16 protein-coding genes are annotated in these 23,461 nt (G+C 76.1%); 10 read left to right on the plus strand and 6 right to left on the minus strand.

All coding sequences use genetic code 11. The features are described 5' to 3' along the window. The first annotated feature begins 409 nt into the window (after positions 1 to 409). The 7 genes from AB0D08_RS09675 to AB0D08_RS09705 all read left to right on the plus strand — a co-directional run bounded on the left by AB0D08_RS09675 (position 410) and on the right by AB0D08_RS09705 (position 11,210). A complete protein-coding gene (locus tag AB0D08_RS09675; protein ID WP_359887341.1) occupies positions 410 to 4,708 on the plus strand; it encodes a CHAT domain-containing protein in 4,299 nt (1,432 codons plus the stop codon). A gap of 19 nt (positions 4,709 to 4,727) precedes the next feature. Continuing rightward, the gene (locus tag AB0D08_RS09680; protein WP_359887344.1) at positions 4,728 to 5,150 is read left to right on the plus strand and encodes a hypothetical protein; all 423 of its coding nucleotides are present in this window, start codon (positions 4,728 to 4,730) and stop codon (positions 5,148 to 5,150) included. Beyond that, on the plus strand, positions 5,147 to 6,085 hold the full coding sequence (locus AB0D08_RS09685; RefSeq protein WP_359887347.1) for a hypothetical protein: 939 nt from the start codon (positions 5,147 to 5,149) through the stop codon (positions 6,083 to 6,085). Before AB0D08_RS09680 ends, AB0D08_RS09685 begins: the two co-directional genes overlap by 4 nt. Positions 6,086 to 6,332: 247 nt before the next feature. After that, the gene (locus AB0D08_RS09690; protein ID WP_359887350.1) at positions 6,333 to 8,600 is read left to right on the plus strand and encodes a hypothetical protein; all 2,268 of its coding nucleotides are present in this window, start codon (positions 6,333 to 6,335) and stop codon (positions 8,598 to 8,600) included. Continuing rightward, positions 8,597 to 9,751, plus strand: a complete 1,155-nt coding sequence (locus AB0D08_RS09695) for a hypothetical protein (RefSeq protein ID WP_359887353.1) — start codon at positions 8,597 to 8,599, stop codon at positions 9,749 to 9,751. The genes AB0D08_RS09690 and AB0D08_RS09695 overlap by 4 nt, the downstream gene beginning before the upstream one ends. After that, positions 9,745 to 10,539, plus strand: a complete 795-nt coding sequence (locus AB0D08_RS09700) for a hypothetical protein (RefSeq protein WP_359887355.1) — start codon at positions 9,745 to 9,747, stop codon at positions 10,537 to 10,539. Before AB0D08_RS09695 ends, AB0D08_RS09700 begins: the two co-directional genes overlap by 7 nt. 8 nt (positions 10,540 to 10,547) lie before the next feature. Further along, positions 10,548 to 11,210, plus strand: coding sequence for a hypothetical protein (locus tag AB0D08_RS09705; RefSeq protein WP_359887358.1), 663 nt, complete (start codon positions 10,548 to 10,550; stop codon positions 11,208 to 11,210). A gap of 54 nt (positions 11,211 to 11,264) precedes the next feature. On the opposite strand, the gene AB0D08_RS09710 is transcribed toward AB0D08_RS09705, so the two are convergent. After that, on the minus strand, positions 11,265 to 14,372 hold the full coding sequence (locus AB0D08_RS09710) for an AMP-binding protein (RefSeq protein ID WP_359887360.1): 3,108 nt from the start codon (positions 14,370 to 14,372) through the stop codon (positions 11,265 to 11,267). A gap of 212 nt (positions 14,373 to 14,584) precedes the next feature. Between AB0D08_RS09710 and AB0D08_RS09715 the strand changes: the two genes are divergently transcribed. The 3 genes from AB0D08_RS09715 (at position 14,585) to AB0D08_RS09725 (ending at position 17,030) form a co-directional block, all read left to right on the plus strand. After that, positions 14,585 to 15,508 carry a GNAT family N-acetyltransferase gene (locus AB0D08_RS09715; protein ID WP_359887363.1) on the plus strand — a complete coding sequence of 308 codons (924 nt, stop codon included), beginning with the start codon at positions 14,585 to 14,587 and terminating at the stop codon, positions 15,506 to 15,508. A 14-nt stretch (positions 15,509 to 15,522) separates the two neighbouring features. Beyond that, positions 15,523 to 16,323: an APH(3') family aminoglycoside O-phosphotransferase gene (locus tag AB0D08_RS09720; protein WP_033825274.1), complete on the plus strand. Its 801-nt coding sequence runs from the start codon at positions 15,523 to 15,525 to the stop codon at positions 16,321 to 16,323. Between the two features lie 359 nt (positions 16,324 to 16,682). After that, positions 16,683 to 17,030 (plus strand): hypothetical protein, encoded by a 348-nt coding sequence (locus tag AB0D08_RS09725; protein WP_359887365.1) that lies wholly within the window; start codon positions 16,683 to 16,685, stop codon positions 17,028 to 17,030. 351 nt (positions 17,031 to 17,381) lie between these two features. Here AB0D08_RS09725 and AB0D08_RS09730 read toward each other — a convergent pair whose 3' ends face one another. The 5 genes from AB0D08_RS09730 to AB0D08_RS09750 are packed head-to-tail and all read right to left on the minus strand — an operon-like array spanning position 17,382 to position 23,445. Then, complete coding sequence (locus AB0D08_RS09730; protein WP_359887367.1) at positions 17,382 to 18,638, minus strand: VWA domain-containing protein; 1,257 nt, start codon at positions 18,636 to 18,638, stop codon at positions 17,382 to 17,384. Continuing rightward, positions 18,631 to 19,521 carry a MoxR family ATPase gene (locus AB0D08_RS09735; RefSeq protein WP_359887499.1) on the minus strand — a complete coding sequence of 297 codons (891 nt, stop codon included), beginning with the start codon at positions 19,519 to 19,521 and terminating at the stop codon, positions 18,631 to 18,633. Before AB0D08_RS09735 ends, AB0D08_RS09730 begins: the two co-directional genes overlap by 8 nt. A 50-nt stretch (positions 19,522 to 19,571) precedes the next feature. Then, positions 19,572 to 20,561 (minus strand): XdhC family protein, encoded by a 990-nt coding sequence (locus AB0D08_RS09740; protein WP_359887369.1) that lies wholly within the window; start codon positions 20,559 to 20,561, stop codon positions 19,572 to 19,574. Further along, the gene (locus AB0D08_RS09745; RefSeq protein WP_359887371.1) at positions 20,558 to 22,951 is read right to left on the minus strand and encodes an aerobic carbon-monoxide dehydrogenase large subunit; all 2,394 of its coding nucleotides are present in this window, start codon (positions 22,949 to 22,951) and stop codon (positions 20,558 to 20,560) included. Before AB0D08_RS09745 ends, AB0D08_RS09740 begins: the two co-directional genes overlap by 4 nt. Further along, positions 22,948 to 23,445 (minus strand): (2Fe-2S)-binding protein, encoded by a 498-nt coding sequence (locus tag AB0D08_RS09750; RefSeq protein WP_033825253.1) that lies wholly within the window; start codon positions 23,443 to 23,445, stop codon positions 22,948 to 22,950. The genes AB0D08_RS09745 and AB0D08_RS09750 overlap by 4 nt, the downstream gene beginning before the upstream one ends. Positions 23,446 to 23,461: the final 16 nt, after the last annotated feature.

Genomic DNA, 23,461 nt, shown 5'->3' on the forward strand with positions numbered 1-23,461 from the left:
TAGTCGCCGTAGCTGAATCCGCCCGGCAGGACGACGGCGTCGACCTGATGGAGATGCGCGAATCGGAAGGTGCGGCGTTGTGCCTCCCGTTTCGCGCAGTTCCCCGCGCCCCTGGGTGGGTGGTGCGTTGAGGTTGTGGTGTCGGATGGTGCGGCGTGGTGCCTTCCGTTTCGCGCAGTTCCCCGCGCCCCTGGGGGTGCCGTGAGCGCTGGGTGGGGATGCGGGGCCTGAACGTGCGTCGGGAGGTACGGCGTTGTGCCTTCCGCTTTGCGCAGGTCTATGCGCCCCTGGGTGGGTCTCAAATTGGTGACGCTGCGTCAGGCGAGGCGGCTCGTCGGTAAATTGTGGGTCAAGGGGTTCGCTGCAGACCCCCGGGGCCCCTGGCCGTCGAACCCGGAGGAACCCTGCCGTGAATCCCGCGTTCAAGGCGGCGGTGGCCCGCCGTATCGTCGCCTACCTCCGCCACCGGGACGTCAGCGGCCTCGGCCCGGACGCCGACGCCGAGGTCGCCGCGATGGTGCGCGAGGGCCGGCTGGCCGACGGGCGCGGCGGTGTGACCGGGGAGCCGGAGGAACTGTGGCTCGCCCTGTGGTTGGCGCTGTGCCGCTGCGAGGCCGGCCGGTACTCCCGTGACCGGCTCGGTCACCAGCGGACCGCGCGGACCCTCGTCGAGGTCCTGCGCAGGGGCCGGCCCGAGCTGGTACCGGCGGGAGCGGAGGACGTGATCTCCGGGCACGGTCCGCTGCCCGAGGACCACCGGCCGTGGGCCGCGCTCGCGGGCGCGCTGCTGGATCACGGCCGACCGGCCGACCTCCCGGCCGCCGTGGACGCCGTCGACCGCTACCGCCGGGGATCGCCCGCGTACGGCGGCGTCGACCCGCAGTCGGCCGTCGTCCTGGGCGAGCTGTTGATGGAGCGTCTGCTGGAGGCGGACCTCACGGCCGGGCCCCGCCCGGCGGACCGCGGCGGCGACGACCCGCAGGCCGCCTGGTCGGCCGCGGCCGACATCCTGTACGCCGGGGTCCAGGCCCTGCCCTCGCGATCCGAGGAACGGGCGGCCGCCAACGTCGCGCTCGGGGTCGCATTGTCCGCCCTGGCCGGTGTGCCGATGCAGGGAGCCGCCGAGTACAGCCCGCTGGACCCGACGGAGGCCGGCTTCCTGGAGCGCGCCCTCCGGACGCTCTGGGAAGCCGTCACGTTCCTGCCGGAGGACGGGCGGAGCTGCCAGGCCCGCGCTCTGCTCGCGCAGCTGCTCCTGCACCGCTTCCTGAACGGAAACCCCCGCCGCGACCCCGCCGACCTGGACAAGGCCATCCGGGAGCAGACCCGGGCGGTCGCACTCTCCGACGGCCGGCCCGCCGCCCCGGCAGCACCAGCAGCCTCGCCCGAACCGGCACTGCGCATCGATCTGGCCCACCTGCTCGGCCGGCGCGCCCAACTGCACGACCGCCGGGAGGACTTCGACGCGGCGGTCGCCCACGCCGAGCAGGCCGTGGCGGACACCCGGGCCGGGCAGGCCGTCGACGGCCTGCACGCCTTCGCGCTCTCCTGCCGGGGCCTGGCCCGGCTCGACCGCTTCGACCGCTACGGCGGCAGGCAGGACCTCGACGCGGCCGTCACCGACCTGCGGGCCTGCGCGGGTCCGGACCGCGGCGCCCCGGCCCCGGCCGCCGCCGACCGCGCGGGCGCTCTCGGCAACCTCGCCGAAGCGCTGCTGGTGCGCCGGACGGTGGACGGACGGCCGGACCGCGACGACCTCGCTGAGGCGCTGGCCTGCGCCGCCGCCGCGGTCGAGCTGGCCCCGTCCTCCCCGGACGACTTCGGCAGGCTCTGCGTACTGTCCTCGGCCCAGCTGACGACCTACCAGGAGACGGGGGACACCGACCAGCTCCAGGGTGCCGTGCTGACCGCCGCACTCGCCGTCCGCGCCGTCCCGCCCGACCACCCGGCCGCCGCCGAGTGCGGTTCCCGCCTCGCCGCCGCACTCGCCGAACGCGCCCGGCTGCGGGGGCCGGGCGCAGGCGACCGGGACTTCGCCGACGCCGTGGACCAGGCCCGGCGCGCCGTGGCCCTGGGCGGCGGGGAGGACCAGGCGCTGCGCCGGCACAACCTCGGGACACTGCTGGCGGACCGCCTGCAGACCGTTCCCTCCGAGCAGGACGCGCAGGATCTGATCGCGCTGCACCGGGAGATCGTGCGCCTGACCCCCGAGGACTCGCGGCTTCGGCCGGGCCGGTTCCACAGCCTCCAGGTCGCGCTGCGGCTCGCGGCCCGGGTGCTCGACGAGCCCGACCTCCACGCCGACGCCGTGGACGCCGCCCGGGCTGCCTGCCGCACCACGGTCGACGACCCCGCGTTCGACGACCCCACCGCCCGTCCGGCCCTGCTGGCCGGTCTGGCCGCGGCGTTACGCGACCGGGCGGACGCGGTCCTCACCGCGATCGACGCGGACCCTGCGACCCCGCCGGGGCCGCCGACGGCCGCCGCGCGGCAGGCCGAGGCGGGCCCCGCCGGCGGTTCCGGCGGCACGGATGGGGCGGCCACCTCGCCGGACCCCGCCGCCCTGCGGCAGTCGGCCCTGGACGGGCTCACCGAGGCGGTGGAGACCGCCACCGAGGCCCACGCCCTCACCCCGCCCGACGCCCGGCCGGACTCCTTCGCGCTGCGGGAACTCGTCCGCGCACTGCTCGCCCGCGCCGACGCCGCCCCGGAACACTCCCGCGGTGACCTCGACCGGGCCCTCGGCCTGGCCGCCGGCGCCCTCCGGGACGGCCGCCCGGCTCGGAGTCACCGGTACGAGCTGCTGCTGCTCGCGGCCGAGGCCGAACTGGGCCTCCACCGGGCCGACGCCGCGGCCGCAAGTGCCGCAGCCGCAGCCGCAGGTGCCGCAGCCGCAGGTGCCGCAGCCGCAGCCGCAGCCGCAGCCGTAACCAGGGCCGAGGACGACGGCGAGGACGGCGGCGGAACGACCGCCCCCGCCGACGCGTCCGGGTGGCAGCACGCGGACCGGGCCCTGGCCCACCTCGCCGAGGTCGCCGATGCCGACCCGGCCCCGCTGCCGAGCCGACTGGTCGCCGCCGAAGCCGGCGCGCGGTTCGCCGCCGGGCTCGGCGACACCGGCAGGGCGCACCGCGACTACCGGCTCGCCGTCGACCTGCTGCGCCGCTGTGCGGCCGTCGGCCTGGACGTGGCCGGCGTCCGGGGACTGCTGCGGCGGTGGTCCGCGCTGGGGCCCGATGCGGCTGCCGCCGCCCTCGCGGACGGCGATCCCGCCGGGGCGCTGGAGCTGCTGGAGAGCGCCAGGGCGGTGCTGTGGCGTCAACTCCTCGACCTGCGCGGCGACCTGGACGCGGTGGACGCCGTCGACCCGGCGCTGGCCGACCGGCTCCGCCGGGCCGCCTCCGTGCTGCGGGCCGGCTCCCTGGCGGCCCACCCGGCCGCCGGGCCGGTGGCCGACGAACGCCGGGCCGGACGCGGGCTGCGGCTGCTGGACCCGGGCGCCGACCGGTTCCAGGACGCGGCCCGCCGGTGGGAGGAGGCGGTGGCCGAGGCGCGGGCCCTGGTCCCGGGGTTCCTGGCGGGCCCCGCCGCGGCCGACCTGTGCGCGGGCGTCCCCGGCCCGGTCGTGGTGGTCAACGTCTCCCGGCACCGGTGTGACGCCCTCCTGGTCGAGCGCACGGGAGTCCGCGTGGTGCCGCTGGCGGGCCTGACGGCCGCCGAGGTCGAGGCACGGGCGGAGGTCCACCAGGCGGCCGTCCGGCGGTTCGAGGAGCGGGCCGCCGAGCGGGCGGGCGCGCCCGGTGTCGGTGTCACCGGCCCGTTCAACCGCGTCCTGGCCGAGCTGGCCGAGTGGCTCTGGGACCGGGTCGCGGTCCCCGTACTGGACGTCCTCGCGGTGGCGGCGCCGGACGGTGCCGGGCACCTCCCGAGGCTGTGGTGGTGCCCCACCGGTCTGCTGTCGCTGCTGCCGCTGCACGCTGCGGGGTACCACGCGCCGCCGGGCACGAGCCTGGTCGACCGGGTGGTCCCGTCCTACACCCCGACCGTGGCCGCGCTCGCCGCCGCGGCCACCCGGCCGGACGTCACCGGGCCGCCCAGGGTGCTGGGCGTGCTGGCCGACCGGGTGCCGGGGACGGCCGCGCTGCCGGGCGCCGACATCCAGCACCGGCTGATCACGGACCGTTTCCCGGACGCCACCGTCCTTGCCGACGGCCGCGCGGACTCCCGGCGGGTCCTGTCGGCGCTGCCGGACCACACGGTGCTGCACGTGATGTGCCACGGCCACCACGACCCGGCCCGTCCGCAGCGCAGCGGCCTGGTGCTGGAGGACGGGGTGGTGCCGATCGCCGTCCTCGCGGCCGAGCGCACGGACGGCGTGCTGGTCTCGCTGACGGCGTGCCGGACCGCCACCGTCGACGCGCGCACCCCGGACGAGCTGATCAGCATCGCCGCCGCGATGACCTTCGCGGGCTGGCGGCAGGCCGTCGCCACCCTGTGGCCCGTCGACGCCGCCGAGACCACCGCCGTCGCGGGCGAGGTGTACGCGCCGGCGTCCGGCGGCCACCCCGCAGCGGCCGGCCCGCCGCCGTTCGACCCGGCGGACACCGCCCGCCACCTGCACCGGGCCGTGCTGGCCCGCCGCTCACCGCCCGCGGCGCCCAGGGCCAGGCTCTGGGCCTGGGCCCCCTATGTCCACGTCGGAGTCTGAACCGCCACCGGAGGCCACCATGAACGCGTTCGACGACCTGGCAGACCCTGCCGCGCCGACCCCGCCCCCGGCGGACGCCCTGGTCCTGGAACTGCCCGCAGGCAGCTCCTTCGAGGAGGGCTGTGACCTGCTCGAACAGGCCGTCGCGCAGGACCCGCAGCTGCGCCCGTGGATCGTGATCAGGGTCGCGGGCGAGCCGGGCGAGGTGGTCACCGGCCGGGCCCACCTGCGCGACAACTACGGCATGACGGTGCCGATGGCGGGCGGCGAGGGGCTGCGGCTGGTCGCCGCGATCACCGACGAGCCGATCGGGCAGGCCGTCGGCGTCACGTACGCGTGCCCGGTCTCCGGGTGCGCCGAGGGGCTGGTCACGGTGTACGGCGACGCTCCGCGCTGTCCGGTCCACGGGGACACCATGACGGAGCGGGGCATCCTGCGGTGAACCTCTCCGACCTGGCCGGACCGGCCCTGTCCGTGTTCTCCCGCCGCTTCCTGCTGGTCACCCTGGTGCCGGTGTGCGCCGGGGCGCTCTATCTGCTGTGCCTGGTGTGGGCCGGCGCCCCGCAGGGAGGCGTGTCCTTCTCCCGCGCCTGGGCGAAGGCCACCGGGCTGGGCGGTGCGGAGATCGCCCTGCTGCTCCTGGTCGTGCTGGTCGCCGCTTTCCTGACCCAGTCCTCGCTGCCCGCCCTGCACCGGCTGTGGCAGGGGTCCTGGCCGATGCCCTTCCGGGGACGGCGGCTGACCCGTCACCGGCGGGCCAGGGCAAGGTTGGAGCGGAGGTCGGCGCTCCCGGCGGATCTGGCGAGCCGGCCCGCGGCGGAGCGGGCGGCGCTCCTGCACTCGGCGTACCGGGCGGCCCGGCAACTCGACCTGGCGTACCCGCGGCAGGACCCGGACGTACGGCCGACGGCGCTCGGCAACGCCCTCGCGGCCCTGTACGGCGCCGCCGGGGCGGGGTACGGCTGGGACGCGGCGGCGGCCTGGCCCCGGCTGTACCCCGTCCTGCCGGACCGGGCGCGGCTGTTGGCCGACGACGCCCGCGACGCGCTCGACCAGGCCGTCACCCTGGCGGGCGTCGGGCTGGTGGCGGCGTGCGCGGGCCTGCCGCTGCTGGTGCCGGCCGGCTGGTGGGTGCTGCTCACCCTGCTCCCGGCCGCCCTGGGCGCACTCGCGTACCGCAGCGCGGTGCACTCGGTGCCGGTCTACCGCGCCGCCGTGCAGACCGCCTTCGACCTCCACCGCTTCGACCTGCTGCGGGCGCTGCACCTTCCGCTGCCCGCGGACGCCGACGCGGAGCGGGTACTGGCGGAGGGGCTGTGCCGGTCCTGGAACCGCGCCGCCCGGTTCCCGACCGCCTACCGGCACGACGGTCCCTGACGGCACCTTGCGCGCGCCGCCAGGGACCGTGTGCCTCGGTTGTCGAAGACCCGTCATATCTCCCTTGTGCAACGGGAGTTGAGAGATCTACCAAGTGCCGATCGGAGCATGGTCGGCTTTGCTAGCGTGAGGATCCGGCGGGGCCGAGCACCGGGGGGTCCGGGGTGGTGGCCGCGCCGGGACCCGGGACGCCCGCGGGACGCGGCGACCACCAACCCACTCGGATGAGCACAGGGGACATCTCGCTGTGAGCAGCATCAGGGAACAACTCGACGAGGTGCTCCGGAGGCGGGGCGAGTACCGGCCCGTGGTCGAGGAGGAGATCGACCGCTGGACCCGGATCGGGCAGCTGGTCGCCACGCTGGGCGAGGCCGCGGCCCCGGACCTCGCCGGCGAGCCCGACCCGGCGCAGCCGGTCCTCGGAGCGCCTGACACGGCGGAGATGGCCGCCGCCGTCGAGGACTGCCTCGGGGTACTGGCCACCGTCCGCGCCCGGGTGAACCGCGGCACCGTCAACATCGGGGTCAGCGGCCGGGCCCGCAACGGCAAGAGCACGGTGCTGCAGGCCCTGTCCGGACTGGACGACCGGCAGATCCCCAGCGGCCGGGGCCAGCCGGTCACCGCGGTCCGCAGCCGCATCTACCACTCCGCCACCGACCGGGGCGCCCGCCTGCGGATGCACACCGCGGCCTCCTTCCTGGCCGAGGTGATCGCGCCCTACCACGCCGAACTCGGGCTCGGCCGGGCCCCGCAGAGCGTGGAGGAGTTCGCCCGGCACGGCTACGGGCACGTCGCCGACGGGCTCGGCCCGCAGGACAAGCCGCGGCTGGCCCCGGTGCTGGCCCGGCTCCAGGAGGCCCAGGAGGCCGTCGAGAGCTACCGGCCGTACCTGACCGGCGAGACCAGGACCGTCGACCTCACCGACATCCGGCAGTGGGTGGCCTACCCGGAGCCGTCCGCGCAGGCGGCCCGCCCGTACCTCGCCGTCCGGGACGCCGCCATCACCTGCGCCTTCCCGCTGGAGGACCTGACGGCGCTCGGGCTGGTCGACATGCCGGGCCTCGGGGAGCTGGTGCCCCGCGCGGAGGAGCACCACCTCGACGGGCTGCGCAACGACATCGACTTCGTGATCGTGGTGAAGCGGCCCACCGACACCAACTCCATGTGGGCCCAGGAGGACGCCCGCGCGCTGCAGCTGATCGGCAGCGTCTGCACGACGGCCGACGTCCGGGACTTCGCGCTGGTCCTGGTCAACACGGGCGGCTGCCTGCCCGAGAACATCGCCGCGCTGCAGGACGACCTCGACAAGCGGCTCAACAACGCGTCCGGCGGGCGCGGTTACTGGGTGGTGGCCGCCGACGGCGCCGACCGCGACGCCGTCCGCGACCAGGTGCTGCGGCCCGTGCTGGAACACCTGGCGCTCGCCCTGCCGCGGATGGACCGGGCGGCCATCGAGGACGCGGTGCGGGTCTGCGAGGAGCACCGGGAGCGGATCGCCGAGCAGGCCGCCGCCTGGGCGCAGCGGCTGCGGGCCGCCGCCGTGCCGACCTCCACCGAGCAGTCGATCGCCCGGGCGGAGGAGCTGCGGGCCGAGGTCGCGGCCTCGGTACAGGGCTGGGTCGACACCCTCAAGGGCCGGGCGGCCGACGACTTCGAGGACACCGAGTTCTACGAGCGGATCACCGAGGTCCACCAGGAGGTGCGCGCCTGGGTGCTCGACGGCTTCGGCCAGGGCGCGGACGCCTGGCGGCAGCGCGCGCTCAACCGGTTCCGGGTCGACCGGGCGTCGCTGCCGTTCGCATCGGCCGAACTCAACCGCATCCGGGTGGAGATGGCCCGCCGGTTCTCCGCCGTCGACAGCCTGCTGAGCCGGCGCCGCGACGAGTACTGGGCCGGCCTCGCGGCCGCCCTCGGGCCCCGGCTCACCCTGCTCGTCGAGGACACCGCCGGCCCCGCGCAGCACGTGCTGTCCGACCTGGCGGCCGTCCTGCGGGACGCCCCCGAGCCGTGCCCGGAACTCGCCGAGACCCTGGGTTTCGCCCTGGACGTCCGGCTGGACTACCGCACCCGCGCGCTGCCCCGGGTCCGCCGCGCGCTGGAGGTCCTGCTCCCGGAGCCGGACGATCCCGCGCACGACAGCGGACCCGCGACCCTGCTGTCGGTGCCCCGCACGGACGAGGGCGCCGGACTGCTGCTGGAGCGGATCACCCAGCTGGCCCGGCAGGCCGCGTACGACGCGCAGGGGGTGCTCGCCCAGGAGCCCGGGACCACCGCCCAGGTGCTCTTCGCCTACGGCGAGCAGTTCGAGGACGCCTTCGTGCGGGCCGAGTCCTCCGAGGCGGAGTTCCGCCGGCTGGTGGCCGGTTTCCAGGACCGGCTCTGGCCCGGTGACCGGACCGGGCCGCAGTCCGTGTCGGCCCGGGTGCACCGGCTCCGGCACCTGGTCGCCGAACTGCGCCGGATGACCGGCGACGCGCGGGTGCAGCGCCCTGAGACCGAGAGGAGGACACGTTGACGCTGTCGTTCAAGGCGTCGATGGTGGGGCCGTCGAGGGTCGGAAAGACGACCCTGATCACCGCCATCCTCGCCGAGACGGAGACCATGCTGGCGGGCAGCGGCATCAGCCTGGCCATGGGGGAGGAGACCGAACTGCGGGTCCGCCGCAACCGCCGGAACCTCCGACGGGCCGTCGAGGGGCGGGAGTTCGAGGCGAGCTCGCTCGGCGGAACGCAGTCGATGGCGCTGTACGACGTGAGCCTGCAGGCGGTCGGGGACAGCTCCGTGCAGATCCCGTTCAGCATCCTCGACTACCCGGGCGGCTGGCTCGACCCCGACACCCGCCCGCAGAGCGCGGCGGCCAAGGAGAGCTGGGCCGCATGCGAGGCGCACATCACCGAGAGCCTGATGCTGCTGGTCCCGGTGGAGGCGGCGGTCCTGATGGAGGCGGTCACGCCCGCCCAGCGACGGGCCGCGGTCGACCTGCTGGGCTTCGAGGACGTCCAGGCGATGGCCCGTAAGTGGGCCCAGGCACGCAACCAGCCCGAACACCGCGAGGAGCCGGCCGTCCTGGTCCTGGCCCCGCTGAAGTGCGAGAAGTACTTCGACGACAACGGCGGCAAGGGCCGGGAGTCGGCCCGGCTGCGCGAGCTGGTGCGGGAGAAGTACCGGGAGACCGTCGCCGTGGTCAACGCCGAGGCGAAGAACCGCGCCATCCGCGTGGTCTACGCGCCGATCGACACCTACGGCTGCGTGGACCTGATCGAGGGCGAGTGGATCCAGACCGTGGACGTCTACGGCGACCCCGCGCTGGACTTCCGTGGACACTACCGGTTCCGGGAGATCCCGCCGGTGGTCCGGCCCAAGGCCGCCGGGACCGTGATGCAGGAGCTGTGCCGGTGCGTGGTGGCCGGACAGGACGTGGAGGAGCGACGACGCGCCGCGGCGGCGGTCGCGGTCTACCAGCAGGCCCTGGAACGCAAGGTCGAACCCAAGGGCTTCTGGGGCGCCGTGGACTACTACGTCTCCGGCGAGGCGCTCGCCAACCGCAACACCCGGCTGGACAGCCGGCAGACCATCGTCGCCACCGCACAGCGCCAGCAGCAGCTGAAGGCCGTCCTGGAACGCATCGCGAAGGAACCCGCGGACCAACGAGTGGAGGAATGGTGAGCGGCCGAGCCCGCGCCTACCTGATGACCCGCGGCACCCCGCGGCGCCTCGACTACGCCTTCCTCGGTGACGCCCCGCCGCAGCCGTGGTGGGAGGCCGTCGCACCCTGGCAGCTCGCCGAGGACGCCGAACTCGTGGTCCGCCGCACGGCCGGCCGCACGGCCGTCATGCTCAGCGGCATCCCGTCGGGCCGGACCGACGTGGTCGGTACGGCGATCCGCCACACGGTGGTGGTGGACGACGTCCAGGACGACCCCGCGCTCGCCCGGTGGCTGGTGCGGTGCGGACTGGAGGAGGACGCCAGGACCGGGCTGGGCCGGGCCGTCGACGCAGCCTTCGACGCCGAGCTGGTCGACGCCCTGCTGTCCGGGGCGTCGCAGGACGTCGCGCTGCGGATCCTGGACGCGCTGCGCGAGGGCGTGGCGGGGAGCGGCGAGCCGGCGCCCGAGGACGGGGGCGTCGCCGGATCCTGGGCGGGCGCGGCCGGCGACGACACCGCGGTGCGGGCGTTCCGGGCCCGCACCCGGCAGCTGGTCGACGGCGCGGCGAGCGGGTACGCGTTCACCACCCATCTGCTGGACAGCGCCGACGGCGCCCGGCGGGCGGCCGCCGAACTGCGGGAGGACGTCGCCGTCCTGCTGCACGAGGGCCGGCTGAGGGGAGTTGAGCGCCTGGGAAAAGCCGAGGGCCCGGGCCCGGTCCGGGACACCCTGGCACCGGGGGTGCTGGCGGCGCTGGTGGGGGCGGTGCTGCTGGCCTTGGCGGTACTGGTCTGGCTGATGACCTGACCGTCCGGATGGAGGCCCTGCGGGCGCCGCTGCGGGCCCACTCCGGTGACTTCCACCTGCTGGTCGACGGACTGGCCGGACCGCGCCATTCGCTGAAGCCGGCCTCGATCGCGCTGCCGATCGTCACCGGAACGTCGTCGGAACGGCACGGTGAGGCCAGGGCCTTCAGGGGCCTCGTGCTGGCCTCGGGGGGCAGGCGGGAGCTGGTGTTCTGGAGGCCGTCCGGCGGCGGCGGCACGCAGCGGAGGATCCCGCTTGGCCAGCCCGACATCCCGTGGGCGGTGGCCGAGGCCACGTCCTACCTGAGCCGGCACATCATCGGTGCGCCCTCGCTGAACGAGCACCTCGACCGGCTCCTCGACCAGGCCACCGCTCAGCTGCGCCCGGCCGAGGACCTGTGCGACCGGCTCGAACGGTCGGACCGGCCGGGCGACGCCCTCGTCCACGCCGAGGCGCTGTGGCTGCTGGCCAGGCTGCTGCTGATCGTCGGGGACACCGCCGAGGCGGTCGCCCGTAGCGACGAGGGGTCGCGCCGCCTGCTCGCCGCGGGCCTGCCGCCCGGTCCGCGGGTGCGCGAAACCGGGGAGGCCCTGGCCGAGGCGCTGCGTCTGCACGCATGGCCGGTTGCGGCGGAGCGGATCGCCGCCGCGCTCCGGGGTGACACGCACTGACCGCCCGGACCGCCGCCCGGCCCGTCACCGGGCGGCGGGCCGGGCGCTGCGGGCTCAGCCGCAGGCGGCCTCCAGCGCCGCCACGAACTCGGCCGCCAGCGCGGCGATCACCGGCTCGTCGAAGGCCAGCGCGTTGTACTGGAGCCAGCACCGCAGGCTGCCGTCCGGCTGCTCGACCACCGTCAGCTCGGGGACGCCGAGGTCGCCGCCGGGCAGCGGCCACGGCACGGTGCTGCCGCGCGGCAGCTCCCACGGGCCGCACTTCAGGCCGGGCAGCTGGGCGGGCGCCGCCCAGGCCTCGTACCGCAGCCAGGCGGCGAACGGCGCCGCCGGGCTGAACTCGGCGAACGGGTACAGCTGGTGGTCGAGTGCGGCGGTCGCGGTGGCCCGCAGCCGGTCCAGCAGTTCGGCGAAGCCGGGGCGGCCCGAGGTGTCCACCCGCAGCAGCAGTGACTGCACGAAGCAGCCGACCACCCGTTCGGCCTCCGGCCGGGGCCGGCCCGGCACCGGGGTCATCACCACCAGGTCGTCCCGGCCGCTGCGGGCCGCGAGCAGCCCGGCCCAGGCCGCGGTGACGGCGAGGAACGGGGTGCCGCCCAGCTCTGCCGCCCGCGTGCGCAGCGCGGCCGACCGCTCGGCGCCGAGGGTGAACTCGTGCCCCCGGGTGAGGACCTGGTCGATCGTCCGGCGGCCGGTGAACGGCTCGACCGCCGCCGGGGCGCCGGCCAGCGCCGCGGCGAAGTGCTCCCGGGACGCGGGCCAGTGCGCGTTCGACCACTCGACCAGCTCCCGGTAGTCCGGGCCGGGCCGCACCGGAGGTGCGCTGCGCCCGCGCCGCAGCGCCGAGTACAGCACCCCGAGGTCGGACAGCAGCACGCCGACCGACCACCCGTCACCGACCATGTGGTGCACGGCCAGCAGCACCACGTGCTCCTCGGGGCCGCGGCTGACCACCAGCAGGCGGGCCATCGGGTCGCGCGCCAGGTCGGTCAGCCGGTCGCGTTCGGCGATCAGCAGGGCGTCGGTCTCGGCGTCGCTCGCACCGGGCGCCTCCAGCAGGGTGATCCGGGCGTTCGGCCGCTCGTCGAGGACCGCCCGGACGACGCCGGGCAGCCCGTCGACGGGTTCGAAGCGGGTGCGCAGCGCCGGGTGCCGCCGGACCGCCTCGGTGAGCGCCCGGCCGAGCACCTCCGGCTCCAGCCGGTCGGTGACGTGGAACAGCGCGCACACGGCGCCCGCGTCCCGGCCCGGTGCCTCGGCCATCCAGCGGAAGAAGTTCTCCTGCTGCGAGCTGAGCGCGACGGCGTGCGGCTGGGCCCGCAGCGCGGCCAGGTACGGCGTGACGGTGCCCGCCGCGGGCGCGTCGCCGCCGGCCGGGGCCGCCGGCCGTCCCGGTGCGTCGAGCCAGGCGGCCTGGGCGCGCAGCGAGGGCCGTTCGAAGACCAGCGCGGTACCGGCCGCCACCCCGAACTCCTCGGTGATCGCCGCGGCCAGCTGCACCGCCCGGAACGAGTCGCCGCCGAGCGCGAAGAACTCGGCCGCCACATCGGTGACCGGGCGGCCCAGCAGCCGCCGCCAGATCGCGGCCAGCCGGAGCTCGGCCGGCGAGGCCGGGGCAGTGGCCGGCCCGGCCGGCTCCCGGTCGAACAGCGGCCGCAGCCGGTGCTTGACCACCTTCCCGGTGGGGTTCCTGGGCAGCCGGTCGGTGGTGACGATCCGCACCGGCAGCTCGGGGCGGCCCAGCCGGGAGCCGAGGAACACCCGCAGGGCGTCCAGGTCGAGGCCGTCCGGCCCGGGCACCACGACCGCCACCGGGACGGCGCCCATCACCGGGTGCGGCAGGCCGAGCGCCGCCGCGTCGGCGACCTGCGGGTGTTCGTGCAGCACCTCCTCGATCCGCAGCGTGGAGACCTTCAGCGCACCGGACTTGATGACGTCGCTCTCCCGGTCGACCAGGTACAGGTGGCCGTCGGCGTCCAGGCGTCCGAGGTCGCCCATCCGCACCCAGCCGTCGCGGAACACGGCCGGCCCGCCCGCCGGGGCGCCCAGGTAGCTGCGCGGCGGGCCGGGCTGGCGCAGCCACACCTCGCCCACCTCGCCGGCCGGCACCGGCTCCCCGGCGGCGTCCAGCACCCGCAGGTCCCCCGGGTCGGCCGGGCGGCCCACCGAGCCGGGCCGGGCGGCATCGAAGACGGCCGAGAGCTGGGCGGGTGCGGCCTCGGCGGAGGTGTACGTGTTGACCAGCAGCGCGCCCGGCAGGGCGGCGGCCAGCGCGGCGGCGACCGGCGTGGGCAGGGCGGCGGCCGAGGAGCTGACCAGCACCACGCTGGACAGGTCGTGCCGCCGCGCGGCACCGGAGTTGAGCAGTTCCACCGCCATCGAGGGGACCAGGAACACCGTGCCGACCCGGAACTTCTCCACCGCCGCGCCGAACTCCTCGGCGTCGAAGCGCGGCAGGCTGAGCACGGCCGGGGCGCCGGTGAGGGCGCCGAGCAGCATCACCTGTCCGGCGTTGGTGCCGATCGGGAAGGCGTGCAGTGCGTGCCGGGAGTGCGCGTACGGGCGCGGGCGCGGGCGCAGGGACAGCCCGGCGGTGAGGTTGCCGTGCGCGGCGAGGACGCCCTTGGGTTCGCCGGTGGTCCCGGAGGTGCCGATCACCTGCGCCGGGTCCTCGGGCCGGACCTGGTGCGGCGGGCCGTCCGGCACCCGCGGGTGCCGGGCCAGCAGGGCGTCCAGCACCAGGTCGGCCACACCGGGCAGGGCGGGCGCGGCGGGGCTGCGCAGGGTGTGGCCCGCCTCCGCGAGCCGGGCCAGCCGGGCCGCGTCGGGCTCGCCCAGGTCCTCCCGGACGGGCACCGGGACGCCGCCCGCGTACTGGACGGCGAGGAAGGCGACGGCGTACCGCTCCCACTCGTGGTTGCCGAAGCGCAGCGCGACCCGGCTCCCGGGGACGACCCCCGCCGCGGCCAGTTCGGCGGCGGCCCGCAGGGCGTCCTCGCGCCACTCCCGGTAGGTGACGGCGCCGCCGCCGAGGACCTGCAGGGCGACCCGGTCCGGGTGCTCGGCGGCCCGGGCGTCCAGCAGTTCGGGGACGGTCGGGGCGGACGCGGCGGGGTGCGCGGTGGGGGTGATGGCGGGCTCCAGGTGCGGCTGGGCGGACATCTGCCGTGCCGCCCCAACTCCGTTGCGTGGTCAGCGTACTGACGGTTCGTGGCGCCGGGGCCGGCGGCTCCGCTATGGTCTGGACCAATGAACGGGCCTCGCGAGCGTACCGGCCCTGTGTCGCACCTGTGTCGCACTCCCGTGCGGCACCCGCCGGCCCGCCGACCCGTGCCCGCCGCCCCGTGTCCTCGACCCCAGGGAGGAGCGTCACCGTGCCCACCGCCGCCGGACTCCACCTCGCCGACCTGCTCGCCCGCCCCGGCCCGTACCGCACGCGCTGGGTGCGCCAGGTCGCCCGGGCCACCCCCGCGCCGGTCAACCAGGCCGCCGTCACCCGGGTGCTGGCCCAGTGGCTGTGGGCCAACGGCGAAGGGGAGGAGAGCGAGATGCTGCCCCGCACCCTGCGCGACCGGGTCTCCCGCGCCCTCGGCGGACGCCTGCTGTCGGCCGGGACGCTGCGCCTGTTCGCGGCGGCCTTCGGACTGAGCGAGCAGGACGAGGCGCGCCTGTGGTCGCTGCTGGACGGCCCGCCCGGGCCGCAATCCGATTGCGCACCCGCGCGGCCCGGTGGCATCGTCCCGGACATGACCACCCCGACACCCTCCGCCACCCCGCCATCCTCCGCGACGCCCCCGGCGGCCCCTGCTCCGGCCCCGGCGGTCCGCCGCCTCGCCGCCGACGAGTGGACCCGCTACCGCGACGTCCGGCTGGCCGCGCTCGCCCAGGCGCCCGAAGCCTTCGGCTCCACCCACGCCCGCGAGGCCGAGTTCACCGAGGAGCGCTGGCGCGAGCGGCTGGCCGCCCGCAACACCGTCGTCGCCGAACTGGACGGCGAGCCGCGCGGACTGGTCGGGCTGGTCACCGCGGGGGAGGGGGAGACGGAGCTGGTCTCGATGTGGGTGCACCCGCAGGCCCGCGGTCTCGGCGTCGGCGACCGGCTGGTGCGGGCCGCGATCGAGCGGGCCGAGGAGCTCGGCCGCCCCGCGGTCCGGCTCTGGGTCGCCGAAGGCAACGCGCCCGCCGAGCGGCTCTACGCCCGGCACGGCTTCCACCGCACCGGCCAGGTCCAGCCGGTCGACGACGAACAGCCCGGCCGTGGAATGGAGTTCGCCATGGCCCGCCCGGCCGGAGGCTGACCGTGGCGCCGCAGGTGCCCGCCGGGCTGCGCCGCCGCTTCGCCGGCCACACCTGGACACCGGTCACCGTCGGCTGCTCCGGCGCCGCCGTGTACCGGCTGGAACGGCACGGCGAGGCCGGCTACCTCAAGATCGCCGGGCCGCCCGTGCACCCGGACTCCGGCTTCGACCTCGCGGCGGAGGCCGAGCGGACCGCCTGGCTCGCCGCCCAGGGCATCCCGGCCGCCGAGATCCTGGACCGGGACACCGGCCCGGCCGGCGGCTGGCTGCTCACCCGGGCCGTCCCCGGGCGCTCCGCCGCCGACCCCTGGCCGGCCGGGCAGCTGCCCGCCGTCGTCGACGCGCTCGCCGACCTGGCCCGCGCGCTGCACGCACTCCCCGCCGCCGCCTGCCCCTTCGACCGGACGCTCGCCGTCACGCTGCCGGACGCCCGGCACGCCGCCGCGGCCGGGCTGGTCGACCTCGACGACCTGGACGAACGGCGCACCGGCTGGAGCGCCGACCGGCTGCTGGCCGAACTGGCCGCCACCGTACCGGCGGTGGAGGACGTGGTGGTCTGCCACGGCGACCTCTGCCTGCCCAACGTCCTGCTCGACCCCGACACCCTGCGGGTCACCGGCCTGATCGACCTCGGCCGGCTCGGCCGCGCCGACCGGTACGCCGACCTCGCGCTGGCCGCCCGCAGCCTCGCCGCCCCGGTCAACGCCCAGTACGCCCCCGGGCTCGCCGACCGCTTCCTGGCCCGCTACGACCCGCCCGGCGGGGTGGACACCCGGCGGATCGCCTTCTACCAACTGCTCGACGAGTTCTGCTGACCGGCGCGGGGGTGCGGGTAGGGCCTGTCCGGCGATTCCCGCCGGGGGCGCGACGCTCCCCGGCCTCCGGCCGGGAGGTGGGCCTACCTGGACGTACCGGTGAATCGCCGAGGTGCGTCGCAGTACGCGGGCGCTTGGCCGCCGCACCCGGCCGCGCGCCCACCGACGCGCGCTGACCCCACGCGAGGTGTCGGAAAGGCCCCGGCGCCCGCACCGTGCCGACCGGGCGTCAGGGTGGCTCGGCAGGACCGCCGTTCGACACGCGCGACCCGGTCGGGAGAACCGTTTCGCCCGTTCGGCCCCCTTCTAGGGTGATCCCGTCCCAGTACCAACCGACGGGAAAGCGAGCTCTCCCCGCCATGCGTATCCGCACCACCGCAGCCGTCGCCGCGGCCGCCCTCGCCCTTCTGTGGTCCGTCCCCGGCCAGGCCGTCGCCGCCCGGGGCGTCTTCCGGTACACCTACGTCAACGAGCTCGGGGTACGGACCGCCGGGGAACTCACCGGCCCGGCCGACGGTTCCTGCACCGACGTGCCCGAGGACGCCGCCGGCCGCGGCGAGCCGGCCTTCGCCCCGCAGAACCTGACCGACGACGTCGCGATGGTGCACCTGTTCCCCGGCTGCACGGGCCCCGCCTACCTGCTCCCGCCCGGTGGCTCGGCCAGCGACCGGCTGCTGCTCAGGTCGGTCCGCTTCCTGCCGCTCTGACGCCCGCCCGCGGCGGTCCCCCGGAAGCGGCCGCGGGCCCACCGGCCGCCGGGGCGGCCGAACGGCGCGGGCGGGAGCGGACCCGCTGAACCCCCGCGCACCGGCCGGGCGGTGGCGCCCACCCACCGCCCGGCTCCCTCCCGGACATCGCCCCGAGCCGCCCCGGAGCCGTTCCGCCCCGACGACGAGCCGCGCCGGCCACCCGGTAGGGCCCGCCCACAATGTCCGCCGGGTGCCCGATGCTCCCCGGCATTCGGCCGGAGTCCGGGGAGCCGTGCGCCGATCCGACGCGAACCGTGCATGCGCGGTACCACCCGATGCCCGTCCCCGGCGGGGAACCGGCGCCCGCGGTCAGGGGCGCCCGCGGACCGTCCGGGTGGGAGCCACCCCGGCGATGGCGTCGAAGACCTCCGGGAGCGCCGCCAGGCTGTGCCCGCTCACGAAGGCGTCGCAGTGCGGCAGCGCCGCCGCGATCCCGGCGGCGAGCGGCAGGTAACCGGGCGCGGCCTTGCGGGGGTTGACCCACACCACGCGGTGGGCGAGCCGCCCGAGCCGGGCCGTCTCCCGGCCCACCGCCGCCGGGTCCTCGCCCTCCCAGCCGTCGGAGAAGATCACCACCACCGCCCCGCGGGCCATCCCGCGGCGCCCGAAGCGGTCGGTGAACTCGCCGAGCGCACGGCCGATCAGGGTGCCCCCGGACCAGTCGGGCGCGGTCCGGCCGGCCCGGCGCAGCGCCGCGTCCGGGCCGGTGTGCCGCAGCACGGGCGTCAGCCTGGTCAGCCGGGTGGCGAACACGAAGATCTCGGCGGGCACCGGCGCCCCCGCGCGCGAGCACAGCCGGGAGAAGATCCGCAGGTAGGCGCGGGTGTACGGCTCCATGGAGCCCGAGATGTCGCACAGCAGCACCAGCGGGCGGCGGCGCAGCCGGCCGCGCGAGCGCGCCAGCCGTACCGTCTCACCACCGTTGCGCAGGCTGCGCCGCAGACTCCGGCGCAGGTCGATGCGGCGGCCGTTGGGGTCGGCGCGGCGGCGGCGGGTGCGGCGCAGCGGGACCCGGAGCACCAGGTGGTCCAGCAGGCGGTCCAGTTCCCCCAGTTCGCCGGGGCCGAAGGTGCCGAAGTCCCGTTGGGTGAGGAGTTCCGCGCTGCTGCCGACCAGGCGCTGCACCCCGGTGTCGCCGGGCCGCGGGCCCGGCCGGTCGGCCGGGTCGACGTGGAGCCCGCCGCTGGGCAGCGGTGCGGGCTGCCGCCGCGGTGGCGCGGGGGAGGTGGCCGCGGCCGGGTCGGGCGGGCCGGGCTTCGGGGCGAGCCCGGGCAGCGGCGGGTTGCCGGGGGAGCCGCGGGACTCCGCCGGGTCGGTCCGGCCGCCGAACACCGCGGTGAACACCCGGTCGAACGGGTCGAGTTGCTCGTGCGCGGTGACGAACGCCAGCCGGGCCGCCCAGTACAGGGCCGGCCGGTCGACGGGCGGCAGCAGCCGCAGGGCGTCCAGGAAGCGGGCCGAGCGGTCCGGCGCGGCCGGCACGCCCGCCGTGTGCAGCGCCGCGCCGAAGCGGGCGGCCAGCGAGGGCCAGTCGAGGTCCGGCGGCGGGGTGCCGGGCTCAGCCATCGGGGGTACCCGCCAGCCAGCCGAGGCCGCGTTCGCGGACCAGGTCGTGGTCCTCGCGGTACTTCACCAGCACCCCGAGGGTGCGGTCCGCGGCGTCGGCGTCGAGCCGCTCCACGCCGAGCAGGGTGAGTGCGGACACCCAGTCGATGCTCTCGGCGATGCCGGGGGGCTTCTGGATCCCCAGGCTGCGCAGCCGCCGTACCGCCGCCGCGACCTCGGACGCGAGCGAGGCGCTGGTGCCGGGGACCCGGCGCCGTACGATCTCCACCACCCGTTCGGTGTCGGGGTAGTCGATCCAGTGGTAGAGGCAGCGGCGTTTCAGCGCGTCGTGCAGGTCGCGGGTCCGGTTGGAGGTGAGGACGACGACCGGCTCGACGGCGGCCCGGACGGTGCCCAGTTCGGGGATGGTGACGCTGGCCTCCGCCAGCACCTCCAGCAGGAAGGCCTCGAAGTCGTCGTCGGCGCGGTCGATCTCGTCGATCAGCAGCACCGCGGGGGCCGGGCCCGGGTGGGTGAGGGCGGCGAGCACCGGGCGGCGCAGCAGGAACGCGTCGGTGAACAGGTCGGCCTCGGCGAGCGCGGTGCCGCGGCTCTCGGCGAGCCGGATGCTGAGCAGCTGGCGGGGGTAGTTCCACTCGTACAGGGCCTCGGCCGCGTCCAGTCCGTCGTAGCACTGCAGCCGGATCAGCGGGCCGCCGAGGACACCGGCCAGGGCGCGGGCGGCCTCGGTCTTGCCGACGCCGGGCTCGCCCTCCAGCAGCAGCGGCTGCGGCAGGCGCAGGGCCAGGTAGAGGGCGGTGGTCAGGCCGGTGTCGGTGAGGTACCCGAGTCCGTCCAGGGCCGCGCGCAGCGCCTGCGGGTCGGGTGCGGCGCGGGCGACCAGGGTGCGCGCCGCCGCGCCGGACCCGCCCGCGGGTCCGGTGGCGGGCGCGGTCACGGCTGCTCCGCGGGGACGGCGCCGTCGGCCTCGAACCGGTCCCGGCAGCCGGCCGAGCAGAACCAGTGCCGGTGGCCGCGGACGTCCGAGGACGGCGTGTCCTCGAGGACCGCGACGGTCATCCCGCACACCGGGTCGACCGCGGTGCGCGGCTCCGCGGCGGGCGGCGGGTCCGCCGCTGCGGCGACGTCCTCGCTGTGCACCAGCACGGCGTGCCGGGAGGCGACCAGTTCGGCGAGGATCGACACCGCGATCTCGCCGGGGGTGCGGGCGCCGAGCCACAGCCCCGCCGGCGTGTGGATCCGGCTGCGCTGGGCGTCGTCCAGGTCCAGGCCCGCCAGGACCGCCGCCCCGCGCCGGTGGCTGGCGACCAGCGCGACGTACGGCACCCCGGCCCGTACGGCGCGGGTCAGCAGGTCCTCCTCCTGGCGTCCGTGCGAGGCGACCACCACGGCCGAGGCCCCGGCGAGCTCCTCGGTGTCCACGCCTGCGGGGTCCGGGTCCGCGGCGGTGCCGGCGACCGCGCGGACGTCGTAGCCGAGCCCGCCGCCCAGCGCGACCAGGCTGCGCCCGATCGGGGTCTCGCCGAGGACCAGCACCACGGGGACCGGTCGCAGCGGTTCCAGGAAGATCTCCAGCTCGCCGCCGGACAGGCAGGGGTTGGCCACCAGGACGGTCCCGTCCGGCGCGGTGCCGGCCAAGTGCCCGGGGCCGGGCTCCTGCGGGGCCGCGGGGGCGTCGGGGGAGATCCGCAGCAGCACCGATTCGCCGCTGTGCAGCACCCGCAGGGCCTGCAGGCGTACCGTCGCCTCGGCGCAGACCCCGCCGACGAAGCCCTCGATCCGGCCGTCCGCCAGGACCAGCGCGGTGTCCCCGGGGTGGGCGCTGGTCGGGTGCAGGGCGCGGACCACGGTGGCCCTGACGAAGGGCACCTGCCGGGCGCTCAGGTCGGCCATCCGCCGTTCCAGGGCCGTGTCGGCACTCACTGCGGCGCCTCCACACCTCCGTGCATCGCCAGCCAGACCCGCCCGGGGGTGAGCGGCATGTCGGCGTGCCGGACCCCGATCGCGTCCATCACGGCGTTGACGACGGCGGGCGGTGAGCCGACGGTCGCGGACTCACCGACGCCCTTGGCCCCGATCGGGTGGTGCGGGGAGGGGGTGACGGTATGGCCGAGCTCCCAGGCGGGGACCTCCAGCGCGGTGGGCACCAGGTAGTCCATGAAGGAGCCGGACAGGCAGTTGCCGTCCTCGTCGAAGCTGATGATCTCGCTCAGCGCCATGCCGACGCCGTCGGCGAGGCCGCCGTGCACCTGGCCTTCGATGATCATCGGGTTGATCCGGGTGCCGCAGTCGTCGACCGCGACGAAGCGGCGCACCTTCACCGCGCCGGTGCCCGGGTCGACGTCCACCACGCACAGGTAGGCGCCGTACGGGAAGGTGAGGTTGGGCGGGTTGTAGACCGTGGTGGCCTCCAGGTGGCCCTCCACCCCCTCGGGCAGCTCCAGCGACCCGTGCGCGGCGAGCGCGATCTCCTGGATGGTCCGGCCGGCCGTCGGGTCGCCCTTGACGAACCAGCGGCCCTTCTCCCACTCCAGGTCGTCGGCGGACACCTCCAGCATGGCGCCGGCGATGATCCGCGCCTTGTCGCGGACCTTGCGCGCGACCACCGCCGCGGCGGCGCCGGAGACCGGCGTCGAGCGGCTGCCGTAGGTGCCGAGGCCGAACGGCGTCTGGTCGGTGTCGCCGTGGACGACGTCGATGTCCTCGGGCGGGATGCCGAGCTCCTCGGCGACGATCTGGGCGAACGTGGTCTCGTGGCCCTGCCCCTGGCTCTGCACGCTGATCCGCACCACGGCCTTGCCGGTCGGGTGCACCCGCAGCTCGCAGCCGTCGGCCATGCCGAGGCCCAGGATGTCCATGTGCTTGCGGGGCCCGGCGCCGACCGTCTCGGTGAAGAACGACAGCCCGATGCCCATGAGTTCGCCGCGCTCGCGCCGCTCGGCCTGCTCCCGGCGCAGCGCCGGGTAGTCGGCCAGCTCCAGCGCCTTGGCCAGGGTGACCCGGTAGTTGCCCGAGTCGTACTCCCACCCGGTCTTGCTGGGGTACGGGAACTGCTCGGGCCGCAGCAGGTTCTGCATCCGCAACTCGGCCGGGTCCGCGCCGAGTTCGTCGGCGAGGCAGTCCACCATCCGTTCGATCAGGTACACCGCCTCGGTGACCCGGAACGAGCAGGCGTAGGCGACGCCGCCGGGCGCCTTGTTGGTGTAGACGCCGGTGACCGCGCAGTGCGCGGCCTCGATGTCGTACGAGCCGGTGAAGACGTGGAAGAACCCGGCCGGGTACTTGGTCGGCTGGGCGGTCGAGTTGAACGCGCCGTGGTCGGCGAGCACCTTGACCCGTACCGCGAGGATCCGGCCCGCGCGGGTCGCGGCGATCTCGCCGTGCATGTGGTAGTCCCGGGCGAAGGAGGTGCTCATCAGGTTCTCGGAGCGGTCCTCCACCCACTTCACCGGCTTCTTGGTGAGGATGGAGCCCACGATCGCGCAGACGTAGCCCGGGTAGATGCCGACCTTGTTGCCGAAGCCGCCGCCGATGTCGGGCGCGACCACCCGGATCTTGTGCTCCGGCAGGCCCGCCACCATCGCGTACAGGGTGCGGTGCGCGTGCGGGGCCTGGGTGGTGGACCAGAGGGTGAGCTTGCCGTCCACCGGCTCCATGTCGGCCACGCAGCCGCAGGTCTCCAGCGGCGCCGGGTGCACCCGCGGGTACAGCATGTCCTGGGCGACGACCACCTCGGCGCGGTCGAACACCGTGTCGGTGGCGGCCCGGTCACCGGACTCCCAGTCGAAGATGTGGTTGTCGGTCCGGCCCTCCTGGTCGTCCCGGATCAGCGGGGCGTCGGCGTCCAGCGCCCGGCGCGCGTCGATCACCGGCGGCAGCGGCTCGTACTCGACGTCGATCAGCTCGATCGCGTCCCTGGCCGCGTAGTGGTCATCGGCCACCACGAACGCCACCTCCTGGCCCTGGAACCGGACCTTGTCGGTGGCCAGCACCGCCTGGGTGTCCATCGACAGCGTCGGCATCCAGGCCAGGCCCAGACCGGCCAGCGTGGCACCCGTGATCACGGCCCGGACCTTGGGGTGCGACTCGGCCGCCGAGGTGTCGATCGACAGGATCCGGGCGTGCGCCAGCGGACTGCGAAGCACGGCGCCGTGCAGCATGCCGGGCAACTGCACGTCGTCCACGTAGTGCCCCTTGCCCCGGACGAACCGCGGGTCCTCCTTGCGCTTCAACCGCCCGTACCCGATCGGGCGCTCCTGCTCCGGCGCCGACCCGGACTCCTGGTCGACCCCGGTCTCCTCGACGGTGGTCATGACGTGCTCCCCGCGCTCGGGGCGGCCGAGGCCTCCAGCGGGTGCCGCGCGGCCCACTGGACGGCGCGGACGATGTTCAGATAACCGGTGCACCGGCACAGCTGGCCCGAGATCGCCTCGCGGATCTCCTGGTCGGTGGGGTCCGGGTTGCGGTCCAGCAGCGCCCGGGCGGTGAGCATCATGCCCGGGGTGCAGAAACCGCACTGCAGCCCGTGCTGCTCGATGAAGCCCTGCTGGACCGGGTCGAGGCCGTCCGCCCCCTCCAGCCCCTCCACCGTGCGCACCCGGTGCCCGTCCGCCATCACGGCCAGCACCGTGCAGCTCTTGACCGGCTCGCCGTCGAGCAGCACCACACAGGTGCCGCAGTTGCTGGTGTCGCAGCCCCAGTGGGTGCCGGTCAGCCCGAGGTCGTCACGCAGGAAGCGGACCAGCAGATGCCGGGCCTCCACCTCCGCGGTGCGGTCCTCGCCGTTGACGTTGATGGTCACCTGCATCGTCGTCCAGCCCTTC

This window comes from Kitasatospora sp. NPDC048540, assembly GCF_040651175.1.
GTDB lineage: Bacteria > Actinomycetota > Actinomycetes > Streptomycetales > Streptomycetaceae > Kitasatospora.

Excerpts from the sequence above, each read along its gene's own strand:
- AB0D08_RS09680 (WP_359887344.1), top strand. The coding sequence starts at position 4,728 with ATGAACGCGTTCGACGACCTGGCAGACCCTGCCGCGCCGACCCCGCCC.
- AB0D08_RS09745 (WP_359887371.1), bottom strand. The coding sequence starts at position 22,951 with ATGACCACCGTCGAGGAGACCGGGGTCGACCAGGAGTCCGGGTCGGCG.
- AB0D08_RS09700 (WP_359887355.1), top strand. The coding sequence starts at position 9,745 with ATGGTGAGCGGCCGAGCCCGCGCCTACCTGATGACCCGCGGCACCCCG.
- AB0D08_RS09705 (WP_359887358.1), top strand. The coding sequence starts at position 10,548 with ATGGAGGCCCTGCGGGCGCCGCTGCGGGCCCACTCCGGTGACTTCCAC.
- AB0D08_RS09750 (WP_033825253.1), bottom strand. The coding sequence starts at position 23,445 with ATGCAGGTGACCATCAACGTCAACGGCGAGGACCGCACCGCGGAGGTG.
- AB0D08_RS09725 (WP_359887365.1), top strand. The coding sequence starts at position 16,683 with ATGCGTATCCGCACCACCGCAGCCGTCGCCGCGGCCGCCCTCGCCCTT.
- AB0D08_RS09710 (WP_359887360.1), bottom strand. The coding sequence starts at position 14,372 with ATGTCCGCCCAGCCGCACCTGGAGCCCGCCATCACCCCCACCGCGCAC.
- AB0D08_RS09730 (WP_359887367.1), bottom strand. The coding sequence starts at position 18,638 with ATGGCTGAGCCCGGCACCCCGCCGCCGGACCTCGACTGGCCCTCGCTG.